Consider the following 20,979-nt stretch of genomic DNA (forward strand, 5'->3'; position numbering starts at 1 on the left):
CACAGCCTAGGGGCAACGGTGCCCGGCGGCAATTCAAAAGATCCCGCTACCCGACGCGGGCTTGCGCCGGCGCAGCACATGCAGGCCCAGGCACACCAGGCTGGTGCCGAACGCTACGATCAATATGCCCTGCGGCGTCTCGCGCTCGCGGCGGCTGTCCAGGCACTCCATGGCGTTGGCGCATTGCGCGATGCACAGCTCCTGGCCATCGAGGGTGCAGCTCAGCACCGCATCGCGCAGGTGGGTGAAGCTCAGGGTGCGCCCCAGGATCTGGTCATGGCCGACGTTCAGATAGCTGATGCCACGAACCACCTTGAGCCGGGTGTATTCGCCACTCTCCGCGTCCTCTATCAGCATCCCGCCACGGTCGGCATACAGCACCTTGCCGCTGAGGGATTCGACGCTGGCACCGTCCAGCCCATAGTCGACAAGGTTGAAGATCCACAGATGAAGCAGGGTCATGAACAAGCCAATGGCAAAGGACAACCACGCCGCCTGCAGCAGCGGGGGCAGCGTGGAGAAATCACGCAGGGAACGCAGGACGGACCGGATCAAGGCAGCTCCCGAAAACTGGCGCGTGGACCGCGCGTTTTTTTTCGAGAGATTAGCGGGTAAATGGGCCTTGGCTAAGCACAACATTCAACGGTATTGGCCGGGCTAAACAGCAGGCTGGCGGCGAAGGCTCTAGCCCGCGCGCGCCGGCGCCTGCAGGTATTTCCGGAGGTGAAAATTTTTACCCTGTGGGAGCGCTCGCTTGCTCGCGAAAGAGTCTCAGGACCCGGCACAGACCCCAGGCGCCCCACTGCCTGCCAGCCTCGGCATGCGCGTACCGAAGTACCCCGCGCTGACCACCCCGACCGCGCCCATCACCGCGCAATAGATCACGCAGATCCACGGGCTCCAGGGCATCAGGCCGATCAGCAGCAAAGGCGTGGTGCTCGCCCACAGCGCGTAGGCGATGTTGTAGGTAAAGGAAATGCCGGAGACGCGAATCCGCGCCGGGAACAAGCCGACCATCACCGACGGCACCGCGCCCACCACGCCACAGCCAAGGCCGGCGATGGCGTAGGCCAGGCCGACCCAGGCGCCGCCGCTGATCAGGCAGCCATAAAGCAGGCCGATGCCCAGCGGCAGCAGCAGGCTGTAGAGCATCACCGTGCGCCAGGCGCCGATGCGATCGACGATCAGCCCGGCCAGCACGCAACCGATATTCAGGAACACGATGCCCAGGCTGCTCAGGGCGAAGGTGTGGCTGGCGCTCATGCCGAAGGTTTTCTGCATCATGGTCGGGGTGATGACCACGAACACCACCACCGCCGAGGTCAGCACGCAGGTGAGAATCGCCGCCGGCAACAGGGCCAGGCGATGCTCGCGCAGCACGGTGCGCAACGGCAGTTCGACGGCGCTGTCGCGCTGTTCCTGCATGGCCATGAACACTGGGGTTTCGCTGAGCCAGCGGCGCAGCCAGACGCCGATCACGCCGAACACTCCACCGAGCAGGAACGGATAACGCCAGGCGTGATCGAGGATTTCCGCCGGGGTGAAGAGTTGCGCCAGCAGGGTCGCGGTCAGCGCGCCGATCAGGTAGCCGAAGGTCAGCCCGGCCTGCAGAAAGCCCAGGGCGTAACCGCGATGGCCGGCCGGTGCGTGCTCGGCGACAAACACCCAGGCGCTCGGCACTTCACCGCCCACCGCCGCACCTTGCAGCACCCGCAGCGCCAGCAGCAACAGCGGCGCGAAATAACCGATCTGCGCGTAGGTCGGCATGATGCCGATCAGCAGGCACGGCAGGGCCATCATCAGGATGCTCAGGCTGAACACCTTCTTGCGCCCCAGGCGGTCGGCGAAGTGCGCCATGAGAATGCCGCCCAGCGGCCGCGCCAGGTAGCCGGTGACGAAGATCCCGAAGCTCTGCAACAGCCGCAGCCACTCGGGCATTTCCGGCGGGAAGAACAGCTGGCTCAGGGTCAGGGCGAAAAACACGAAGATGATGAAATCGTAGATTTCCAGGGCGCCGCCCAGTGCCGCCAGGCCCAGGGTCTTGTAGTCGGACCGGGAAAACGGCGCCGGCCGCGCGTCAGGGGAAAAGGACATAAAGCCACTCGGTGTTGGGCACAATTCAAGGCGCCCATGGTCTACGCAAACGCCGCGAGGGACAACCGCAACACCCTTCTGGGTCGGTTTTTAGGCTTTTCCTGTGCATTGAATCGGCGCTGCGGACGCCAATAATCGGCGACTTTCCCACCCGCAACAGGAAAGCCGCCATGAGCATCCATACCCGCAGCAAACGCCTGACCGTGCCGCAACTGGTGGCCATGAAAGGCCAGCAGAAGATCGTCTCCCTGACCGCCTACACCAGCCACATGGCGCGGCTGATGGACCCGTTCGTCGATTTCGTGCTGATCGGCGACTCCACGGCCATGGTCGGCTACGGCCGCACCTCGACCCTGGACATGAGCCTGGAAGAGATCATCGGCCACACCCGCGCCGTGGTCGCCAGCACCCGGCTGGCCTGCGTGATCGCCGACATGCCGTTCGGCAGTTATCAGGAATCGCCGCAACAGGCCTACCGCAATTGCGCCGAGGTGCTGGCGCGCACCGGCTGTGACGCGCTCAAGCTCGAAGGCGGGCTGGCCCTGGCGCCGACCGTGGAGTTCCTGGTGCAGCGCGGGATTCCGGTTATGGCCCATATCGGCCTGATGCCCCAATACGTGAATGTCATGGGCGGCTTCAAGGCTCAGGGCCTGAACGACGCCACAGCCCAGGCCATCGAGGCCGATGCCCGCGCCCATCTCGAAGCCGGGGCGTTCAGCCTGCTGCTGGAAGGGGTGGCGGAAAACCTCGCGCGGCGTATCAGCGACTTCTCGGCGATGCCGACCATCGGCATCGGCGCCTCCCCCGCCTGCGACGGCCAGGTGCTGGTGACCGAGGACCTGCTGGGCCTGGGCGGGCCCCAGGTGCCGCGCTTCGTCAAACAGTACGCCGATGTCGGGGCGCTGATCAGCCAGGCCTGCGAGCGGTTCGCCGCCGAGGTGCGCGATGGCCGCTTCCCCGAGGCGCGGCACTGCTACGGCGTCTGATCGATGGCCCGGGCCAGGCGTTGCACGGCGCCGGCGATGTCCTGGCGCCAGTCGAGGGTGAAGCTCAGGCGCAGGTGATGGCGCCACAGGCCTTGCTGGCTGAACATCTGCCCCGGGGCGATGACGATGCCCTGCCCCAGCAATTGCTCATAGACCTGAAGCATCTCCACCGGGCGCGTGGCCTCGGCCCACAGGGTCGCGCCCCCGGCCGGGGTAACCACCCGCAACCGCTCGGCGGCATGTTCGGCCAGCAGCGCCTGCAGCTGGCCCATGCGTTCGCGCAGCAGGCCGCGCAACTGAACCAGGTGCTGATCGACCCGGCCGCTGCCCAGCAGTTTGGCCACGGCCTTCTGGCGGATCGGTGACAGGCGGAACGCGCGCTCGAGAAAGTGCCGCTGCAAGCGCGCGCCCTGGCCACGGCACAGCACATAGCTGAAGGGCGCCTCGGAACCGATGACTTTGTCGAAGGTGGAAAACACCAGCAGCCGCTCGGGATCGGCGTAATCGCGATACCGCGCCGGCGCCGGTGTAAAGCAGAACTCGCCATAGCTGTCATTTTCCAACAGCCAGATACCGCGCTCCCCCAGCCAGCGGCACAGCTGCCGTTTGTCCGCCGCAGGCATCAGGCTGCCGTGGGGCGCGCTCAGGGTCGAAGACAGCAGCGCCAGGCGCACCGGTTCGCGTTGCAGCACCTCATGCAGGCGCTGGCGATCGAAGCGTCCTGCGGCGTCCAGCGGCAGCTCGATCACGCGGATCTTCGCCGCCTGCAATTGCCGCAGGATCGCCCAGGAACAAGGCGACTCCACCAGGGCGACGCTGCCGTTCAGCTCCAGGGCATCCAGCGACAATGCCAGCACCGCGCGCAAATCCGTGCCGAGAAACACCTGCTCGGCCTGCCAGTAATCCGTGGTCGAGCGGGTGTAGCGCTCGGCCAGCGCCGTGCGCAGCTCCGCCTCGCCAAACGGCTGGTACAGCGGTGCCTGGGAGCGTGGGTACTGGCGTACCAGCTCGCGCTCGGCGGTCAACAGGGGATTGTCCAGCGACAGCAGCATCGCCGGAGCGTCGCTGCACAGCGCCAGCATTCCGGGCTGGCGGGCGTAGGCATAGACCCTGTCCAGCAACTCCGTATCCGGCGCCAGCCCTGGCGCCGGCACGGGGCGGCTGAAGTAGCCCTGCTTGGGCCGGGCATAGATCCGCCCTTCATCCTCGAGCAAGCCGTAGGCGTACTTGGTGGTGGAAACCGAGACCTTGAGGCGCTGGGCCAGGGCGCGCAATGACGGCAGGCGCTGCTCGGCCGCGCTGGCGCCGTCCAACCACTCCACCAGGTAGCGGTAGACCGCCTGATAGGCGAAAGGCGTTTCGCGGCTCACCGCTTCAGGCGTCCTTGGCCAGGGCAATCGCCGCCTGGATCGCCGCGCGGGCCTGGGGGCTGTTTTTCCAGCAGCTGGAGCCGACCAGGGCCGAGGCCTGGGTGACGATCTCCAGGGCATTGGCCCGGGCCAGTTGGGCTAGGGAATCGATGCCCAGTTGCTCGAGGCGGGCGACCACGGTTTCGCCGACACCCTTGAGCTTGAGCAGCGCCTGGCGTTCTTCGAGCGGGAATGGCATGTACGTCAATCCTTTGCAGTGGTTACCAATTGCCGCATTCTTGCACAGTTCTCGATCGCCCCAGCCTGAGGCGACCGACCTCCTGACAATCATAAAAAGACTTGAGGTATCGACGTGTCCACAGACATTGAAGACAGCCGTTCCGCCCGTTTTGCCCTGCGCTGCTCGAACTGGGCCGAGCGCTGGTTCCCCGACTCCTGGGTGTTCGCCGCGCTGGCGGTGATCATCGTCGCCCTCGCCACCATGGCCATGGGCGCCAAGCCCACCGACACCGCCATGGCCTTCGGCGACGGTTTCTGGAGCCTGATCCCCTTCACCATGCAGATGGCCTTCGTGGTCATCGGCGGTTATGTGGTCGCCAGCTCGCCGCCGGCGGTGAAGCTGATCGACAAACTGGCGCGCATCCCGAAGAACGGCCGTTCCGCCGTGGCCTGGGTCGCGCTGATCTCCATGGTCGCCTCCTTGCTCAACTGGGGCCTGTCGCTAGTGTTCGGCGGCTTGCTGGTGCGGGCCCTGGCCCGGCGTACCGAGCTGCGCATGGACTACCGCGCCGCCGGGGCCGCGGCCTACCTGGGCCTGGGCGCGGTCTGGGCCCTGGGCCTGTCGTCCTCGGCCGCGCAATTGCAGGCCAACCCGGGCAGCCTGCCGCCGTCGATCCTGTCGATCACCGGGGTAATTCCGTTCACCCAGACCATCTTTCTCTGGCAGTCCGGCGTGTTGCTGCTGGCCTTGATCGTGGTCTCGCTGGTCATCGCCTATGCCACCGCGCCCGGCCCGAACTCGGCGCGCGACGCCAAGGCCTGCGGCATCGACCCGAGCTTCAGCATGCCCAAGCCACAACCGCGCACCCGCCCCGGCGAGTGGCTGGAATACAGCCCGCTGCTGACCATCCTGTTGGCCTTGCTGGCAGCCGGCTGGCTCTACCATGAGTTCGCCACCAAGCCGGCGATCACCGCGATTTCCGGGCTCAACACCTATAACTTTCTGTTCCTGATGCTCGGCGCGCTGCTGCACTGGCGCCCGCGCAGCTTCCTCGAAGCGGTGGCCCGCGCCGTGCCGACCACCACCGGGGTGCTGATCCAGTTCCCGCTGTACGGTTCCATCGCGGCCTTGCTGACGGTGGTCAAGGGCGTCGACGGCCAGACCCTGGCCCACCATATCTCGACCTTCTTCGTGCAGATCGCCTCCCACGACACCTACGCGCTGCTGATGGGGGTCTACTCGGCAGTGCTGGGCTTCTTCATTCCGTCGGGCGGCGGCAAGTGGATCATCGAGGCGCCCTACGTGATGCAGGTGGCCAATGACCTGCAATACCACCTGGGCTGGGCGGTGCAGATCTACAACGCCGCCGAGGCACTGCCGAACCTGATCAACCCCTTCTACATGCTGCCGCTGCTGGGGGTGCTGGGGCTCAAGGCGCGGGACCTGATCGGCTTCTCCTTCGTCCAGTTGCTGGTCCACGCACCGCTGGTGCTGGTGCTGCTGTGGGCACTGGGCACCACCTTGAGCTATATGCCGCCCGTGGCGCCGTAATCTGTTGCCAGAGACTCGCTCCCCTGTAGGAGCGAGTCTGCTCGCGATCGGCCGCCAGGCCGAGGGTGCCTGCCATGCCGTCATCGCGGGCAATCGAGCGTCGACCGGCCGCTCCTGCAGAAGCAGCCCTACATCCTTTCCAGCCTCCCCCTACTATCTTCTAAGCCCCGTCCCAGAGCCTTTTCTGTAGTCTTTCCGTCATATTCGGTTGCTACCGTGCAGCCGAAATACTTTGTTACGAATTGATCGAAAGGTAATCAGGGACCCGGCATGAGCGACGAACACTCGAAAGACCCAGAACATTCCAAGGCCACGGAGCCCCCCACCGACACCAGCCGCCGGCGTTTTCTCGGCGGCGTGGCGGTGCTGGGTGTCGGCGCGACGCTCAGCGCCTGCGGCCACAACGACCCGGAGCCGGGCAAGCCGGTGGAGCACCCGCTGTCGCCGGCCGAACTGGACCGGGCGCTGCGCGACAACGTGAAGAACGTGGTGGTGATCTATGCCGAGAACCGCAGCTTCAACAACCTGTTCGCCGACTTCCCGGGGCTGGAAAAACCGCTCTCGGCCCTCAAGCCCGCCGACTATCAGCAACGCGACCGTGACGGCAGCCTGTTGCCGGCCCTGCCGCCGGTCTGGGGTGGCGTCGCCCAGGTCGGGCCCCAGGCCCTGGATGGCGTGACCTACCCGGTCGGCACCCAGTACCAGGAGCACCTGCCCAACGCGCCCTTCGCCCTCAAGGGCCCCGATGGCCAAGACCTGCCCCTGGGCCTGGTCACCCGCGACCTGTGGCACGTGTTCTACCAGAACCAGATGCAGATCAACGGCGGCAAGAACGATGGTTTCGTCGCCTGGGCCGACGCCGGCGGCCTGCCCATGGGGTATTACGCCCAGAGCCGCTATGAGCTGCGCCTGTGGGATGTGGCCCGGGAATTCGTGCTGTGCGACAACTTCTTCCAGGGCACCTTCGGCGGCTCGTTTCTCAACCACCAGTACCTGATCAGCGCCGCGGTGCCGTTTTATCCGGATGCGGCCAATTCGGTGGCCAGGCCGCAGATCGCCACCCTGCAGAGCGACGACCCGCTCGACAGCCGTCTCAAGCCGCTGGAACAATCCCCGGCCAGCGCCATGAGCGGCCCGCCGCAATTCGGCCCGAGCCTGCTGACCCCGGACGGCTACGCGGTCAATACCATGGCCCCGCCCTACTGGCCGACCTGGATCCGCGACCCGCAGCGCCCGGCCTATGCCAAGGCCGACCTGCCCAATGTGCTGGTACCGCAGCGCCACGACACCATCGGCGACAAGCTCTCGCGCAAGGACATCGACTGGGCCTGGTACGCTGGCGCCTGGCAGGTCACGCTGGACGCCTACAAGGATTCGGCGGGGATTCCGAAGATCCCCAACTTCCAGTACCACCACCAGCCGTTCAACTACTTTGCGCAGTTCGGTCCCGAGCATCCCAACGAACGCAGCCATCACCTGCGCGATGCGGGCCTGGGCGATGAGTCGAGCAGCAACCGCTTCCTCGCCGATGCCGAGGCCGGCAAGTTGCCGCCGGTGGCGTTCTACAAGCCCCAGGGCAACCTCAACATGCACGCCGGTTATGCCGATGTGGCCGCGGGCGACCGGCATATCGTGCGAGCCCTGAAGGTGCTGCGCGAAAGCCCGCAGTGGCAGAACATGGTGGTGATCGTCACGGTCGATGAGAACGGCGGCTGGTGGGACCACGTCGCCCCGCCCAAGGGCGACCGTTGGGGGCCGGGGACACGCATCCCGGCGCTGGTGGTGTCACCGTTCGCCCGCAAGGGCACGGTAGACCATACGGTGTACGACACCGCGTCGATCCTGCGGCTGATCACCCGGGTGTTCCAGCTGGAACCGCTCGACGGCCTCAAGCAACGGGACGCGACGATGATCGCCCGGGGGCAGGCGCCCATGGGCGACCTGAGCAATGCCCTGCACTTCCCGGCCTGAACCGACGGCAGCGGCCGCCCGGGCGGCCGTTTGCGGGTGCAAAATAAAGATTTATTCCACCCTTTTCCTTGTCACCCGCTACTGTTTCAGTACGGAACTTACCTCGCCCAGACGAGGCCAACGCTGACAAGGAGCCAAGCATGAAACTCGCAAGACTGTCCCTCCCCCTCGCCGCCCTGACCCTGGGCGGCCTCAGCAGCCTGACCTTAAGTACCATGGCCCAGGCCAACGTCGATCTGAAGCTGGGCAACACCCAGCGCGTCACCCAACTCTTCTCCTACCCCAACAACTGCAACGTGATCTGTTTTCGCAACTGGACGCTGGAACAGACCGTCGAGCATTACCTGACCCAAAGCGTGAAGCGCGATGGCTACAGCACCGCCAAGGTCAAGGTGAAGACCGATAACAACCAGCTGTACGCCAACATCAGTGGTGTTCCGAAGGACTATGGCAAGCCGCTGACCGCCCTGCTGGATGCCGGCGACCTGGCCTACAAGGGCGCCAGCAAACTCAACAGCGACGGCAAATGGACCTACAGCTGGTACCTGTTCCTGCCCCTGGGCATGGCCCTGGAAAACCGCAAGAGCGTCGAACTGCTGCACTTCCCGCCGGACTACTCGCTGACTCAAGCCCAGGACTACCTGAAATCGGCCACCACCGACCGCTGGGCCACCCTGCTCACCACCAATGGCATTCCAACCGAGCAGACGCCGGGCTATCAGACCATCATCGACATTGCGCCGATCGCCGCCCCGGCCACTGCCGGCAAGGACCTGGAAGGCGTCTACGGCTACTTCCAGGACTACCAGACCACCATGGTCAAGCAGATCAGCCAGAGTGCCAGCGGTGCCGCCCTGCCAATGGTGGCCTTCGGCGCGCCGGTGCGTAACTGGATCAAGCAGCAGTACGGCCCGACCGTGAACGTGCTGGGCCTGGCGCAGATCAGCCCGAGCGCGGGCCTGAAGGTGCCGGTGCTGGGCTCCAACCACCCGAGTTACATCTGGTACGCGGCGGATCCGGAGAACTACGACGGCGACGAGGCCAAGGCCGACGCGGCCGGTTTGAAGGTGATGGGGCAGGATCTGAGCGCGGCCTGCTGGCAGGCCGGGATGGGCAGCAAGCCGGGCAGCGACCCGACAGTGCAGCTCAAAAGCTGCACGCAGAACTGGCAGGTGACCAACAAAGAGCAGACCTGCGCCCTGTTCTACACCTCGATCCGCAAGCTGACGCCGGAGCAGGCCCAGGCCAAGTGCACCAGCGAGCCGGTACAGACCCAGCTGAAGCAGCTGAAGGCGCCGGCACCGTCGATGAGTGCCGAAGTACCGCCGCATATCTGACGGACAAGCGGTAACAGCTACATCCCATCGCGAGCAAGCTCGCTCCTAAGAACGGTACATCGCCCGTAGGAGCGAGCTTGCTCGCGATGGGTTTTCAGCGCCTCAGAGCGCCCCGACCGGACGCAGGCGGTACTGCGGCGGCAGCTGCTCAAAGCCACTGATGGTGGCGTTCAGGCTCTTCCAGCGACCGTCCTTGATGCCATAGATGCAACCGTGGATCGACAGGCTCTGCCCACGATGCCAGGCGTTTTGCACAATGCTGGTGTGGCCGACGTTGGCCACTTGCTGGATCACGTTCAGCTCGCAGAGGCGGTCAACCCGTTCTTCCTCGGTGGCCAGTTGCCCCAGGACTTCGCGATGTTCGTAGTACAGGTCGCGAATCGAGCGCAGCCAGCCGTCGATCAGGCCCAACTGGCGATCCTGCATCGAGGCGCGCACGCCGCCACAGCCATAGTGACCGGTGACCAGGATGTGTTTGACCTTGAGCACGTCCACCGCGTACTGGATCACCGACAGGCAATTGAGGTCGGTGTGCAGCACCACGTTGGCCACGTTGCGGTGTACGAACAGATCTCCGGGAAGCATGCCGACGATCTCGTTGGCCGGTACACGGGCGTCCGAACAGCCGATCCACAGGTATTCCGGCGTCTGCTGGCGGGCCAGCTTGGAGAAGAATTCAGGATCTTCCTGCTTGATCGCTTCGGCCCAACGCTCGTTGTTATCAATCAGGTCTTGTAGTTCGTTCATGCTGTGAAACCTCAGGATTGATGCGTTGCTATGACAGACGACTGTCTATCGGGGTCACGCGCGTCTATGCAGATACCGCTTATCCACCCCTTTGAATCTTGCCGGGTCTGGTGGGTCCACTCTTTAAGCCCAAAAGTATGAGCAACCGTCATGACTGAATCACGACGTCCCTATGGCGCGCCTCAGCCCGAGCCCATCGACGACAACGAAGACCGCATGGGTTCCATGGAAGAGCTGGATTTCGATGAAGAAGAACCCGGCGCCAGGGTCGGCGACCCTGCTTCCAGCCCTGTGGAGCATCGTACTCCCCACAGGCACATCCATGGCTCCAGCCTGACCGGCAACGCCGAGGATGAGCCCAACGACGATGAGCTGACCCCGGAAAACCTGATCCGCGAAGACGGCGCCCGCTCCGCCCATGAAGCCGGTGAAGACCAGCCGGCCGACTGGGACCTGAGCATTGTCGATGAAAACGATATCGGCGGCGGCAATGGCCTGGACGAAGCCGAACTGGCCCAGCGCGACCCACTGGATGGCAAACGCTGATACCTGCCTTTAACAACTGTAGGAGCGAGGCTTGCCCGCGATAGCGGTTTGCCTGACACAGCGCTATCGCGGGCAAGCCTCGCTCCTACGATAGCGGCTCGATACGCCGTCAATCGACCAGGGTACAGGCCATCACCAGCGCATCTTCGCGCCCGCCTGTCGCCGGATAGTAATCGCGGCGGCGGCCAACCTCGTTGAAACCGTAGCGTTCGTACAGACGGTAGGCGGTCTGGTTGCTGGAGCGCACTTCGAGGAAGCATTCGCGCGCGTCTTTCTGGTAGGCGCGCTTCATCAACTCTTCCAGCAGGCGCAGGCCCAGGCCACGGCCCTGGTTTTCCGGCTTGACGGTGATATTGAGCAGGTGGGCTTCGTCGATGATCACCTGGATCACGCCGTGGCCGACTTGCTGGCTGCCTTCGAACATCAGCCAGACTTCATAGGATTTCAGGGCATCGGTGAAAATGCCGCGGGTCCAGGGATGGCTGAACGCCGCGTATTCGACTTTCAGGATGGCATCCAGATCCGCCTCGGTGGCCTGGCGGAACGATAAAGCGTCACTCATTGCTACTTTTCCAACGCGCCATCAGCCGACGCATGGCTTGCCAGACATCAGCCTTACGCTGTGGCTCTTCCATTAATAGTTCCAGCCCAGGCAGCGCCCAGGCCGAGCCCAGGCCTTCGACCTGGAGTTCACGGTTGTAGGACTGCGCATCAGCCTCGCCCGCGAAACGCACCGCCGGCAGGCCGATCAGCCACAGGCAGACACAAGGTTCTTCTTCGACGCGCGCCCCGACAAAGGCCTGGACGAAATCCCGCGCCGCGTCCGGCCCCTGGTCGAGATTGCCGCGGGTCAGCATCGGCCAGCGCACCGGCTCGGCGAGGATCTGCGGGCTGTCCGGCAGGCCGGCGGCGCGCAGCATGTCCTTGAGCAGCAGATAGGCCGGGTCGCGGCTCTGGAAGGCTTCGCCTGTGGGTAACTCCACCAGCAGCAGGCAACGACCGGCGCGCAGCAATTGCAGGGCGAAACGCGGTGGCGGCACAGGCGGGGCCTTGACCGGCGCCGGGGCCTCCTCGGCATCGACCACGGGCTTGCTGACCGGACGAACGGCAGCGCCGGCGGGACGCGGCACTTCGATTTTCGGCCGTTCGGCAGGCTTGGCCACAGGCTCGGCAACCGTTTTGGCCACAGGTGCAGGGGCTGCCGGGGCCTCGACCACGGGCTCGGCAATCACCAGCAACTCGGGACGGGACGGCGCCGCAAAGGGCAATTCGGTGCGCGGCAGCCAGCTGACCACCTGCATGGCGGACAGATAAGCGCGACGGCGGGACTCGATAAGCAAAGGTCGGCCACTTGTGGATAACTGAAGTGGGGGGATTCTACCGTCCTTCGCCGAAGATCGCCCGCAGTTGATTCGTCACAAAAACACCGGTCCAGCCCATGACAAGACCGAGGGGTGAATCGTCAGCCTTCCGATGCAGTACAATCGCTGCTTTTCATTGCCAACCAGCCGGCCATTCCGATGATCGAACCCAAGCGCGTGTTGCGCGCCCTCGCCGAACACTGGGCACTTCTGGAGCCACTGTGCGAGCACTTCGACCAAGGCACCCTGAGCCTCGCCGAACTGCGTTCACAGCTGGCCACCCAGCAAATTGACAGTACGCCACAGGACATTACCAGCCTGCTGGATGTGTGGATCCGCCTGGATATCCTGGTTCCGGTGGCGAAAAGCCCGAACCGTTTCGAGCTCAACGCACAGATCCATGACTTCCTCGCCTACCTGCGGCGCGAGCACCGCCTGGGCCTGTGCCTGGAAATCGAAGCTTACCTGCGCCACCTCGAACGCCTGGCCGGTTACATCCAGGACGCCTTCGACATCCGCGACGGCCATGACCTGGCCCGCCAGCTGCGGTTGCTGGACATGCGCGTGCGCGATGTATTGAAGAAGCTCGCCAACGACGAACAGGCCCTGGTGGCCGTCGCCGATCGGGCCAAGACCAGCGACCGGCAGATTCCCCTGCGCCAGCGGTACGCCGAGGTACTGGCCACCTGGGACGAATACGTCGAGCCGATGATCCAGCTGGTGAACGCCGACGGCGCCTTCGAGCAAGGCGTGCGCAAGGTCGAGAACGTCCTGCTGCGCATGCTCACCGAACAGCAGCGCCTGGGCCACCTGGTGGACGACGACATGCTGCTGCGCACCCACGCGCGGATCCTGGAAATGCAGACCAGCGCCCAGCTGACCCTGCGTCACGCCCGGGAACTGCTGCTGCCGCTGCGTGAAGAAGCCCGCCGGCACAACGCCGTGACCCGCGGCGCGGCCCTGGCGCTGTCGGCCATCCGGCGCAAGGGCATCGACGCCGTGCCGCAAGCGGCCATGCCACTGTTCACCCGTCCGCAAAGCACCTTCCTCGGCAGCTCCGGCCAGGTCGAGGCCTATGTCTATGCCCTGGCCAGCTTCGAGCCGAAGCCGACGCGCTTCCCCAAGGCGCACAAGACCCACAAGGGTGGTAATGCGCCACGGGCGCCACGCACGGTCCGCGAGATGCTCGACCGCTGCGAAGACGCCCTGCCGATGCCGGACCTGATGACCTGGCTGCTGGAGCAGGAACCGGACGGTGCCACCGACGAGTTGCTGTACTGGTTCTCCCGCCTGTCGCGGGAAAAACGCTTCAAGCGCGAGCGTCTGGAACGCCGCGACTACCACACCCACGAGCACCAGGTCAGCCTGCGCTCCTTCGCCCTGCTCTCGGCCCGCGATGACGCCGCTGAGAATTCTGCGAGCACTCCACATGCATCTTGATCTTTCCGAACTGTCCCAGCTGGCGCCGATCTTTCGCGAGCTGTTCAAGGGTTATCACGTCAGCCGCCGCGACCCGGAGCTGTACTCCCAGCTGTCGAACTTCCAGGACCAGTACCGCACCCTGTTCAAGGCCCTGGGCTTCGAACTGGTATGCGACACCCGTGGCTTCTACTACTTCGTGCCGGAGAACGCCGCCGCCCAGGTGAACAAGACCGCCCAGCGCCTGGCGCTGTTCACCTTCATCCTGGTGGAGCACCTGGCCGACCAGGGCCGCGACCCGGTCGCCGTGCTCGACGGCGGCAGCCTCGGCCGCGACGAACTGCCGTCGCTGCTGGAGAAGTACCGCGACCTGTTCATCCAGGCCGAAGTGCAGACCCATGAAGAACTGGAAGAAAAAATCATGCGCCGCATGACCCAACTGGGCTTTGCCGGCGAGGAGCCGGGCATCTACCGCTTCCTGCCGCCGATGCACCGCTTCCTCGATGTGTGCCTGTCGGTGCAGCAGGACCGTGACCTGGCCGCCAGCCTGCATAGTGTGCTGCCGTTGCCGACGCCGGTGCTGATCGACGAAGACAGCGACGAAAAACTGCTGCAGACCGACGACCCGCTGGACCTCAGCGAATTCGTCGAATCGGAAAGTGAAGAAGACGCACTGGCCCGCGCCATTGCCGAAGAACAGGAGCTCGACGCATGAGCAAGGAACGCTACGGCATCCGCCGCTTTGCCCTTTTGAACACCGCCGGCTACAGCCTGGGCCTGTTCCCGCTGGAAGAGCCGCTGTCGGTCTACGGCGCGAACAACCTGGGCAAGTCCGCTTCGATCAACGCTCTGCAATTCCCGATCCTGGCGCGCATGTCGGACATGAGCTTCGGCAAGTACAGCCTGGAACAGTCGCGGCGTTTCTACTTCGCCACCGATACCAGCTACATCCTGGTGGAAGTGTCCCTGCCCCATGGCCCGCATGTGATCGGCGTGGCCGGGCGCGGTCCGGGCGGCAGTTTCGGTCACCAGTTCTTCGCCTATGCCGGCTCGCTGGACCTTGCGCACTACCAGAAAGACGACACTTGCCTGCGGCAGAAAGAGCTGTTCACCAACCTCGAGCGCCAGGGCCTGAAGGCCTATGAACTCAAGCCGGACGAACTGCGTCGCCTGCTGGTGGGCGGGCATACCTCGATTCCGCTGGACCTGACCCTGATCCCGCTGCGCTCCACCAGCGAGCAGAGCCTGAAGACCTTCCGCGCGCTGTTCATCAACCTGCTGCACATGCGCGAAATCACCGCGGCCAAGCTCAAGCAGCTGTTCCTCGATGCCTTCGAGCACAGCCTGCGTTCCGGCAGCGTCGACTACATCGCCGCCTGCGAAGATGCCTTCCGCGACGTGCGCCGCATGGAGCAGGACTACAACTCGCTGGTGGCCGCGGGTCCCCTGGTGGAAGCCCTGGCCAACGGCGTGACACAGCGCGACATCCTGCGCGGCAAACTGCATCGCCTGTCGCCGCTGCTTGATTCGCTGCTGGGCACCTGGTCCGACTACGCCAGCGCGCGCAAGGAAGAGCTGACCATCCAGGCCGAGCACTACCGCAACGAGCAGGACGCACTGCAGAACGACCAGCGCAGCAGCACCCAGGAAATGATGCGCCTGGAGCGGGAAATCACCGGCACCCAGCGCTGGCTCGGCGAGCTCTCGGTGCTCAAGCATCGTTTCGCCCTGGTGGACGATGTCAAGGTCCTGGAGCAGCAACTGCTGGCGGCCAAGGATGCCCACGACGAACTGGCCGGCGCCCTGGCCCAGTCCCGGCAGTTCTCCGCCGAGGACCTGGAAGAGCGCCTGCGGGATCTGGAAAAACGCCTGAAGTCGGTCAAGCAGCAGCTCGATAACGCCGACAACAACAGCTATGCGCGCCTGCGCGAGGAATTCTCGCAACAGGACGTCGAGCGCCTGATGCGCCTGTTCAACAGCCAGTTGTTCAGCCTGCCGCTGGGCGAACATGGCATTGCCTTGGACGAGAACGGCGACTGGGTCAAGTCCGTGGAGCTGATCCTCGATGGCTTCAAGGGCGAGCGCTTCGAAGTGCCGGGGCTGTCCATCGACATTTCCCACATCGAGCCGCCGGCCTTGCAGGCCCTGGCGGATCGCGCGGCATTGCGCGACCAGAAAGAGCGCCTGGACAAAGAACTCAAGCAGCTGAAAACCCAGGCCGCAGTGGCCGCCGACCGCGCCGCGAGCAAGACCCAGACCGAAGCGCTGTACCAGCAGGTGCTGGATGCGCAGAAAGCCCTGGAAGATTTCCGCCGCGCGCAGACCCTGAGCGCCGAGGAAGGCGAAAAGCTGGAACAGCTGGCGCAGATGGAAGCCGCCCAGGACGAACTCAAGCGTTCCAGCGACGCCTTCACCGAACGCGTCCAGCAACTGTCGGCCAAGCTGCAGCTCGTGGGCCGGCAGATCGGCGACATGGAAGCCAAGCAACGCACCCTCGACGACGCCCTGCGCCGTCGCCAGCTGTTGCCGGCGGACCTGCCGTTCGGCACGCCATTCATGGAGCCGGTGGACGACTCCATGGACAACCTGCTGCCCCTGCTCAACGACTATCAGGACAGCTGGCAAGGTCTGCAGCGGGTCGATGGCCAGATCGAGGCGCTGTACGCTCAGGTGCGCCTCAAGGGCGTGGCCAAGTTCGACAGCGAAGACGACATGGAGCGTCGCCTGCAATTGCTGATCAACGCCTATGCGCACCGTACCGACGAAGCCCTGACCCTGGGCAAGGCGCGTCGCGCGGCCGTCACCGACATCGCCCGGACCCTGCGCAACATCCGCAGCGACTACGACAGCCTCGAGCATCAGTTGGCGCTGTTCAACCGCGAGATCAACAAACGCCAGGTGTCCAACCTGCAGAGCTTCCGCATCGTGCTCGCGCCGAACAAGGAAGCCCTCAAGCACATCGACCAGATCATCCACAGCGCCGGCCAGTACGAAGAAGGCGAGACCCTGTCGGTGTTCGACCTGAGCCAGAGCGCCGAACAGGACAGCAAGAACGAAGAGGCCAAGGAATACCTGGCCCGCCTGGTAGCGGCCAACCATAACCAACTGGGTCTGAAAGACCTGTTCGAGCTGGCGTTCGAGATCACCAAGGTCAATGGCCAGCCGGTGATCCACACCGATATCGATGGCGCGGCGTCCAACGGCACCACCATGACCATCAAGGCGCTGACCAACATGTACCTGTTGCTGCACTTGATGGACCGCGAGCAGGCCGGGCGCATCCGCCTGCCGTACTACCTCGACGAGGCTGCGGACATCGACGAGAAGAACCAGGCAGCGCTGCTGGAAACCAGCCTGCAACTGGGCTTCGTGCCGATCCTGGCCAGTGTGAAGCCGCAGGTGTCGGCCCAGGTCGCCATCGACCTGGAAGGCGGCAGCGGCCCGAACGGTATCTACATCGACGAGGCGGACTGGAAGTACATCCGCCGTCACGATCAGGTCAAGGCCACCCTGAACGTCGAGCCAGAAGCCGAAGCGGAGCTGGACGAGGTGTAACCGCCAAAGCCGTAAAACAAAAAGGCCGTGATCTTTCGATCACGGCCTTTTTGTTTTCTGGGTTATTTGCCCAGGGGGATTTTCGGTGCCCAGGTCAGCCATTCGTCCTCGAACTTGTCGAACAACGGGAAGGTCTGTTCCGGCCGTGCCGGGTTGCCCATGCGCTCGCCATCCGGCGTGGCAAAGGCGATGCCGCCCTGGATCAGGGTCTCCAGCGACTCGGTGCGGACGGTTGCGCCCTTGAACAGGCCGATGTCGATACCGAACCCACTGCTGTTCCAGAAACGCGTACCGCCACGCACCAGCGGCGCGTACTTCGGCTCGATCAGGATATGGATCAACACCCGGTCGGCAGTCTGGCCCAGTTCGTAGCCCGTGACCTTGCCCACCGTTACCTCGCGGTAAGTCACCGGCACGCCGACCTTCAGCGAGCCGCGCCGCGCCGCGCTCAGCACCAGGCTCAGGCCGGCCTCGGCGACCGCGGTTTCCGGTGGCTGGGGCAAGGCGACAAAGCTGGTTTGCGCGCCGAGGTTCTTCGCCGCCGGCTGCACCTCGATGTACTGTCCGGTCACCAGGGTTTCCAGGTTGGCGGTCTTGATCAAGCCAAGCTCCGGCTTGACCACCCAGAACTGGCTGCCGACCCGCGCGATTCGCTCCGGCACCTCGGTGATCCGAGCCTTGAGCAGCACCGACTGCAGATCGCCGCTCAGGTCGACGTCTTCGACCTTGCCGACATCCAGCCCCTTGAAGCGGATAGGCGTACCCGGACGCAGGCCATCGGCGCGATCGACCTTGATGCTGATCAGCGTGCCCTTCTGTGTCGCCTGCTCCTTGTCGGCATACAAGCGGAAACGTGGGATGCGCTTTTTCAGCGGCACGTTGGGTTCCGGCGTGTCGAAGGCGATACCGCCGGCCATCAGGCTTTGCAACGACTCGCTCTTGACCTGGATGCCGCCGGTCAGGCCACCGGTCAAGGTGACACCGCTGGCATTCCAGAAGCGCGTCGAGCCGTTCACCAGCCCTTCGTATTCCTTCTCGATGTGCACGCCGATGACCAACTGCTTGCGGGTCCGCGAAAACTGGTAGCTCTGCACCGAGCCGACCTTGACCTGCTTGTACAGAATCGGGCTGCCCACCTCCAGCGAACCGAGGTTTTCGGTGAACAGCACCAGGTGCAGGCCAGGGGAGCGCAGGTCCAGCGGCGGCGCCTTGGGCCGCGCCTCGAATTCGCGTTGCGGAGCACCGCCCTTGTCACCTGGGCGCACCGCAATGTAGTTGCCTTTGACCAGGGCTTCCAGACCGGTGATACCCGCCAGGGAGATCGAAGGCTTGACCACCCAGAACTGGGTGCCTTGCACCAGGTAATCCTCGGCCAAAGGGTCCAGGGTCAGCTCCGCCGTGGCGCTGGACAGATCCGGGTCGACCTTGAGGGCCTTGAGGTTACCGACCTGAATCCCCTTGTACATGACCGGCGTGCGGCCTGCCTGGAGCCCTTCGAAATCACTCAGTTTGACCTTGACCCGGATGCCCGCCTGCGCCGCGTCGAAGTCCTCGTAGAGACGGAACGGCAGGGTCGGGTCGGTTGGCGGGCTGTCCCGGCGATTCTCCGGGGTAGCAAAGGCGATACCGCCGGCGACGATGCTGGCCAGGGATTCGCTACGCACTTTCACACCGGACAGGTTGGCGTCGATGCTGATGCCGCTGGCGTTCCAGAAACGCGTATGTTTGCGCACCAGGTTGGCGTAGGTCGGCTCGATAAAGACTTTGATCTCCACCGTGTTCTGGTCTTCGGAGAGCAGGTAGCTTTTCACCTGCCCCACCTGGATCTGCTTGTAGAACACCGGGCTGCCGCGGTTCAACGATCCCAGGCGATCCGCCTTGATGGTCAAGTGCAAGCCCGGCTTGGCGTCCGATAACGGTGGTTCTTCGACCAGCGCCTTGAACTTGCGCGCAGGCTCGCCCTCTCCCGGGCTGATAGCAATGTAGTTACCTGAAACCAGCGTCTCCAGCCCGGTGATCCCGGCCAGGGTCACGCTCGGCTTGACCAGCCAGAAGCGTGTGCTGCTCTTCAGGTATTGCTGGACGTCCTTGTTCATCTCGACAGTGGCAATCACCCCTCTGGTGTTGCCTTCGTCGTCCAGGGCCAGGGCCTTGACCTTGCCCACCGACATCCCTTTGTAGACCACCTCGGTCTTGTTGGCCTGGATACCCTCGCCGCTTTCAAAGCGCACCTGGACCTCGATACCGGTCTGACTGTAGGCACGCCAGCCCAACCATCCGCCAATCAGCAACGCGATCAGGGGCAGGACCCAGATGGCCGACCAGTTCGAAGCCGGACGGGTTTTAGCTTTAGGCAAATCACTCATTGTCGTCGTCCGACTCCGTGTTATCCCAGATCAGTCGGGGATCAAAAGTTACTGCGGCGAGCATCGTCAGAATCACCACGCCGGCAAAGGCCACTGCACCGAGATTGGCCTCGATACTGGCAAGCCGACCGAAGTTCACCACCGCCACCAGGATGGCGATCACAAAGATATCCAGCATCGACCAGCGGCCGATGAACTCGATAAAGCGGTACATCCAAATGCGTTGCCGCGCCGATAACGGCTGGTGGCGCTGGACCGAGAACAGCAACAGGGCAATCCCCACCAGCTTGAAGGTGGGCACCAGGATACTGGCGATGAACACCACCGCCGCAATCGGGATCATGCCGTGCTGCACCAGTACGATCACCCCCGACATGATGGTGCTGGGGTCACCCTGGCCGAGTGACGTGACCGTCATGATCGGCAGTACATTGGCCGGGATGTACAGGATCGCCGCGGTAATCAGCAGTGCCCAGGTACGCATGATGCTGTTGGGGCGACGAGCATGCACCAGGGCCCCGCAACGAGTGCAGGTCTGCTCATCGGTATTGGGTTCCTGCCTGTTCAGCTCGTGGCATTCATTACAGACCAGAATGCCCGCATCAATCGCCCGCATGCGCATCCTCCCCGGCCAGGGCATCCCATATCTGATGCGGCGACATGACCACCTCCAGCCATACCTGAACCAATAACAGGCTGACAAAACACACCAACCCCAGGCCGACCGTCATGGCAGCCAGGTCCGCCAGCTTGACGATGGCGACCAATACCCCCATCAGGTAGACCTCGAGCATGCCCCAGTCCCGCAAGTGGTGATAAATGCGGTACAGCAACAGGCCGTAACTGCGACCTATGTCCAGGCGAATGCTCAGGAGCACGAGCAACTGGCAGACCAGCTTGAGCAATGGAATGCCCATGCTGCAGAGAAACACCACCACCGCCACGCCTTGCATATCGGTATTGAACAAACCGATAACACCGCTCCACACGGTGTCCTCAGAGGATTGTCCGAGTAGATTGAGCTGCATGATGGGTAAAAAGTTCGCGGGGACATAGAGCAGTAGCGCGGCAATAACCAATGCCAAGCTGCGATCCACGACGTTATGGCGGTGTGCATATAGCTCGTAACCACAACGGGGGCACTGGGCTTTTTCTCCGTGGACCAGCTCTGGCTTGCGCATCAGCAAGTCGCATTCGTGGCAGGCCACCAGATCGTCCAGCGGCAACTCCGACAGCCCGGGGGCGTCAACCGTATCTGACATACAAGGCTCTGGCTCTGAAAAGGCGTGAAGCTATTCTAGAGGTCCGTCCCGAAAATAACTGTGCAAAATTGTTTGGAGATAAGAACCGTTTTCTACGCGCAAAAACAAAACCCCAACTGCTTTCGCAATTGGGGTTTCGGAATTTAATCTTGACGATGACCTACTCTCACATGGGGAAACCCCACACTACCATC

General features: G+C 63.8%; 18 protein-coding genes. 8 read left to right on the plus strand and 10 right to left on the minus strand.

Annotated elements, in window-relative coordinates; translation table 11 throughout:
• Nucleotides 1-33 precede the first annotated feature (33 nt).
• Together AC07PQ_RS29125 and AC07PQ_RS29130 are read right to left on the minus strand one after the other, a co-directional pair.
• The gene (locus tag AC07PQ_RS29125) at nucleotides 34-555 is read right to left on the minus strand and encodes a hypothetical protein (RefSeq protein WP_493186664.1); all 522 of its coding nucleotides are present in this window, start codon (nucleotides 553-555) and stop codon (nucleotides 34-36) included.
• Between the two features lie 216 nt (nucleotides 556-771).
• Nucleotides 772-2,094, minus strand: a complete 1,323-nt coding sequence (locus tag AC07PQ_RS29130) for an MFS transporter (protein ID WP_007930155.1) — start codon at nucleotides 2,092-2,094, stop codon at nucleotides 772-774.
• Between the two features lie 170 nt (nucleotides 2,095-2,264).
• Between AC07PQ_RS29130 and panB the strand changes: the two genes are divergently transcribed.
• A complete protein-coding gene (gene panB, locus AC07PQ_RS29135) occupies nucleotides 2,265-3,080 on the plus strand; it encodes a 3-methyl-2-oxobutanoate hydroxymethyltransferase (RefSeq protein WP_493186665.1) in 816 nt (271 codons plus the stop codon).
• Here panB and AC07PQ_RS29140 read toward each other — a convergent pair.
• A complete protein-coding gene (locus AC07PQ_RS29140; RefSeq protein WP_493186666.1) occupies nucleotides 3,068-4,450 on the minus strand; it encodes an aminotransferase-like domain-containing protein in 1,383 nt (460 codons plus the stop codon). The two genes, panB and AC07PQ_RS29140, sit on opposite strands and share 13 nt — an antisense overlap.
• Nucleotides 4,451-4,454: 4 nt before the next feature.
• A complete protein-coding gene (locus tag AC07PQ_RS29145) occupies nucleotides 4,455-4,688 on the minus strand; it encodes a hypothetical protein (protein ID WP_007930149.1) in 234 nt (77 codons plus the stop codon).
• 114 nt (nucleotides 4,689-4,802) lie between these two features.
• On the opposite strand from AC07PQ_RS29145, the gene AC07PQ_RS29150 reads away from it, so the two are divergent.
• From AC07PQ_RS29150 to AC07PQ_RS29160, 3 genes are all read left to right on the plus strand, one after another.
• Complete coding sequence (locus AC07PQ_RS29150; protein WP_007930148.1) at nucleotides 4,803-6,221, plus strand: short-chain fatty acid transporter; 1,419 nt, start codon at nucleotides 4,803-4,805, stop codon at nucleotides 6,219-6,221.
• Nucleotides 6,222-6,491: 270 nt separating this feature from the next.
• The gene (locus AC07PQ_RS29155) at nucleotides 6,492-8,192 is read left to right on the plus strand and encodes an acid phosphatase (RefSeq protein WP_493186667.1); all 1,701 of its coding nucleotides are present in this window, start codon (nucleotides 6,492-6,494) and stop codon (nucleotides 8,190-8,192) included.
• Nucleotides 8,193-8,332: 140 nt separating this feature from the next.
• On the plus strand, nucleotides 8,333-9,529 hold the full coding sequence (locus tag AC07PQ_RS29160; RefSeq protein WP_493186668.1) for a hypothetical protein: 1,197 nt from the start codon (nucleotides 8,333-8,335) through the stop codon (nucleotides 9,527-9,529).
• Nucleotides 9,530-9,631: 102 nt separating this feature from the next.
• Here AC07PQ_RS29160 and can read toward each other — a convergent pair whose 3' ends face one another.
• The gene (can, locus tag AC07PQ_RS29165; RefSeq protein ID WP_007930139.1) at nucleotides 9,632-10,276 is read right to left on the minus strand and encodes a carbonate dehydratase; all 645 of its coding nucleotides are present in this window, start codon (nucleotides 10,274-10,276) and stop codon (nucleotides 9,632-9,634) included.
• Nucleotides 10,277-10,426: 150 nt separating this feature from the next.
• On the opposite strand from can, the gene AC07PQ_RS29170 reads away from it, so the two are divergent.
• Nucleotides 10,427-10,822: a hypothetical protein gene (locus AC07PQ_RS29170; protein ID WP_007930138.1), complete on the plus strand. Its 396-nt coding sequence runs from the start codon at nucleotides 10,427-10,429 to the stop codon at nucleotides 10,820-10,822.
• A 109-nt stretch (nucleotides 10,823-10,931) separates the two neighbouring features.
• On the opposite strand, the gene rimI is transcribed toward AC07PQ_RS29170, so the two are convergent.
• Entirely contained in the window at nucleotides 10,932-11,384 is a 453-nt protein-coding gene (gene rimI / locus AC07PQ_RS29175; RefSeq protein ID WP_493186669.1) for a ribosomal protein S18-alanine N-acetyltransferase, read from the minus strand.
• Nucleotides 11,377-12,162, minus strand: a complete 786-nt coding sequence (locus AC07PQ_RS29180) for a hypothetical protein (protein ID WP_053262659.1) — start codon at nucleotides 12,160-12,162, stop codon at nucleotides 11,377-11,379. Before AC07PQ_RS29180 ends, rimI begins: the two co-directional genes overlap by 8 nt.
• Before the next feature lie 180 nt (nucleotides 12,163-12,342).
• Here AC07PQ_RS29180 and mksB point away from each other — a divergent pair, with 180 nt between their 5' ends.
• From mksB to mksF, 3 genes are read left to right on the plus strand one after another with little or no spacing between them, the layout of a single operon-like run.
• Nucleotides 12,343-13,623 (plus strand): Mks condensin complex protein MksB, encoded by a 1,281-nt coding sequence (mksB, locus tag AC07PQ_RS29185; RefSeq protein ID WP_007930135.1) that lies wholly within the window; start codon nucleotides 12,343-12,345, stop codon nucleotides 13,621-13,623.
• Entirely contained in the window at nucleotides 13,613-14,317 is a 705-nt protein-coding gene (gene mksE / locus AC07PQ_RS29190) for an Mks condensin complex protein MksE (protein ID WP_007930132.1), read from the plus strand. The genes mksB and mksE overlap by 11 nt, the downstream gene beginning before the upstream one ends.
• On the plus strand, nucleotides 14,314-17,157 hold the full coding sequence (gene mksF / locus AC07PQ_RS29195; protein ID WP_007930131.1) for an Mks condensin complex protein MksF: 2,844 nt from the start codon (nucleotides 14,314-14,316) through the stop codon (nucleotides 17,155-17,157). The genes mksE and mksF overlap by 4 nt, the downstream gene beginning before the upstream one ends.
• Nucleotides 17,158-17,219: 62 nt before the next feature.
• Here mksF and AC07PQ_RS29200 read toward each other — a convergent pair whose 3' ends face one another.
• Genes AC07PQ_RS29200 through AC07PQ_RS29210 form a run of 3 tightly spaced genes read right to left on the minus strand, consistent with a single transcriptional unit; the run spans nucleotide 17,220 to nucleotide 20,785 of the window.
• On the minus strand, nucleotides 17,220-19,523 hold the full coding sequence (locus AC07PQ_RS29200) for a PqiB family protein (RefSeq protein ID WP_492570692.1): 2,304 nt from the start codon (nucleotides 19,521-19,523) through the stop codon (nucleotides 17,220-17,222).
• Nucleotides 19,516-20,139 (minus strand): paraquat-inducible protein A, encoded by a 624-nt coding sequence (locus tag AC07PQ_RS29205; RefSeq protein WP_493186670.1) that lies wholly within the window; start codon nucleotides 20,137-20,139, stop codon nucleotides 19,516-19,518. Before AC07PQ_RS29205 ends, AC07PQ_RS29200 begins: the two co-directional genes overlap by 8 nt.
• Nucleotides 20,126-20,785, minus strand: a complete 660-nt coding sequence (locus AC07PQ_RS29210) for a paraquat-inducible protein A (RefSeq protein WP_007930123.1) — start codon at nucleotides 20,783-20,785, stop codon at nucleotides 20,126-20,128. The genes AC07PQ_RS29205 and AC07PQ_RS29210 overlap by 14 nt, the downstream gene beginning before the upstream one ends.
• Nucleotides 20,786-20,979: the final 194 nt, after the last annotated feature.

The organism is Pseudomonas sp. GW821-FHT09E12 (assembly GCF_059416085.1).

Excerpts from the sequence above, each read along its gene's own strand:
- AC07PQ_RS29160 (WP_493186668.1), top strand. The coding sequence starts at position 8,333 with ATGAAACTCGCAAGACTGTCCCTCCCCCTCGCCGCCCTGACCCTGGGC.
- AC07PQ_RS29210 (WP_007930123.1), bottom strand. The coding sequence starts at position 20,785 with ATGTCAGATACGGTTGACGCCCCCGGGCTGTCGGAGTTGCCGCTGGAC.
- panB (WP_493186665.1), top strand. The coding sequence starts at position 2,265 with ATGAGCATCCATACCCGCAGCAAACGCCTGACCGTGCCGCAACTGGTG.
- AC07PQ_RS29205 (WP_493186670.1), bottom strand. The coding sequence starts at position 20,139 with ATGCGGGCGATTGATGCGGGCATTCTGGTCTGTAATGAATGCCACGAG.
- mksB (WP_007930135.1), top strand. The coding sequence starts at position 12,343 with ATGATCGAACCCAAGCGCGTGTTGCGCGCCCTCGCCGAACACTGGGCA.
- mksF (WP_007930131.1), top strand. The coding sequence starts at position 14,314 with ATGAGCAAGGAACGCTACGGCATCCGCCGCTTTGCCCTTTTGAACACC.
- AC07PQ_RS29145 (WP_007930149.1), bottom strand. The coding sequence starts at position 4,688 with ATGCCATTCCCGCTCGAAGAACGCCAGGCGCTGCTCAAGCTCAAGGGT.
- AC07PQ_RS29130 (WP_007930155.1), bottom strand. The coding sequence starts at position 2,094 with ATGTCCTTTTCCCCTGACGCGCGGCCGGCGCCGTTTTCCCGGTCCGAC.
- AC07PQ_RS29200 (WP_492570692.1), bottom strand. The coding sequence starts at position 19,523 with ATGAGTGATTTGCCTAAAGCTAAAACCCGTCCGGCTTCGAACTGGTCG.
- AC07PQ_RS29155 (WP_493186667.1), top strand. The coding sequence starts at position 6,492 with ATGAGCGACGAACACTCGAAAGACCCAGAACATTCCAAGGCCACGGAG.
- rimI (WP_493186669.1), bottom strand. The coding sequence starts at position 11,384 with ATGAGTGACGCTTTATCGTTCCGCCAGGCCACCGAGGCGGATCTGGAT.
- mksE (WP_007930132.1), top strand. The coding sequence starts at position 13,613 with ATGCATCTTGATCTTTCCGAACTGTCCCAGCTGGCGCCGATCTTTCGC.
- AC07PQ_RS29170 (WP_007930138.1), top strand. The coding sequence starts at position 10,427 with ATGACTGAATCACGACGTCCCTATGGCGCGCCTCAGCCCGAGCCCATC.
- can (WP_007930139.1), bottom strand. The coding sequence starts at position 10,276 with ATGAACGAACTACAAGACCTGATTGATAACAACGAGCGTTGGGCCGAA.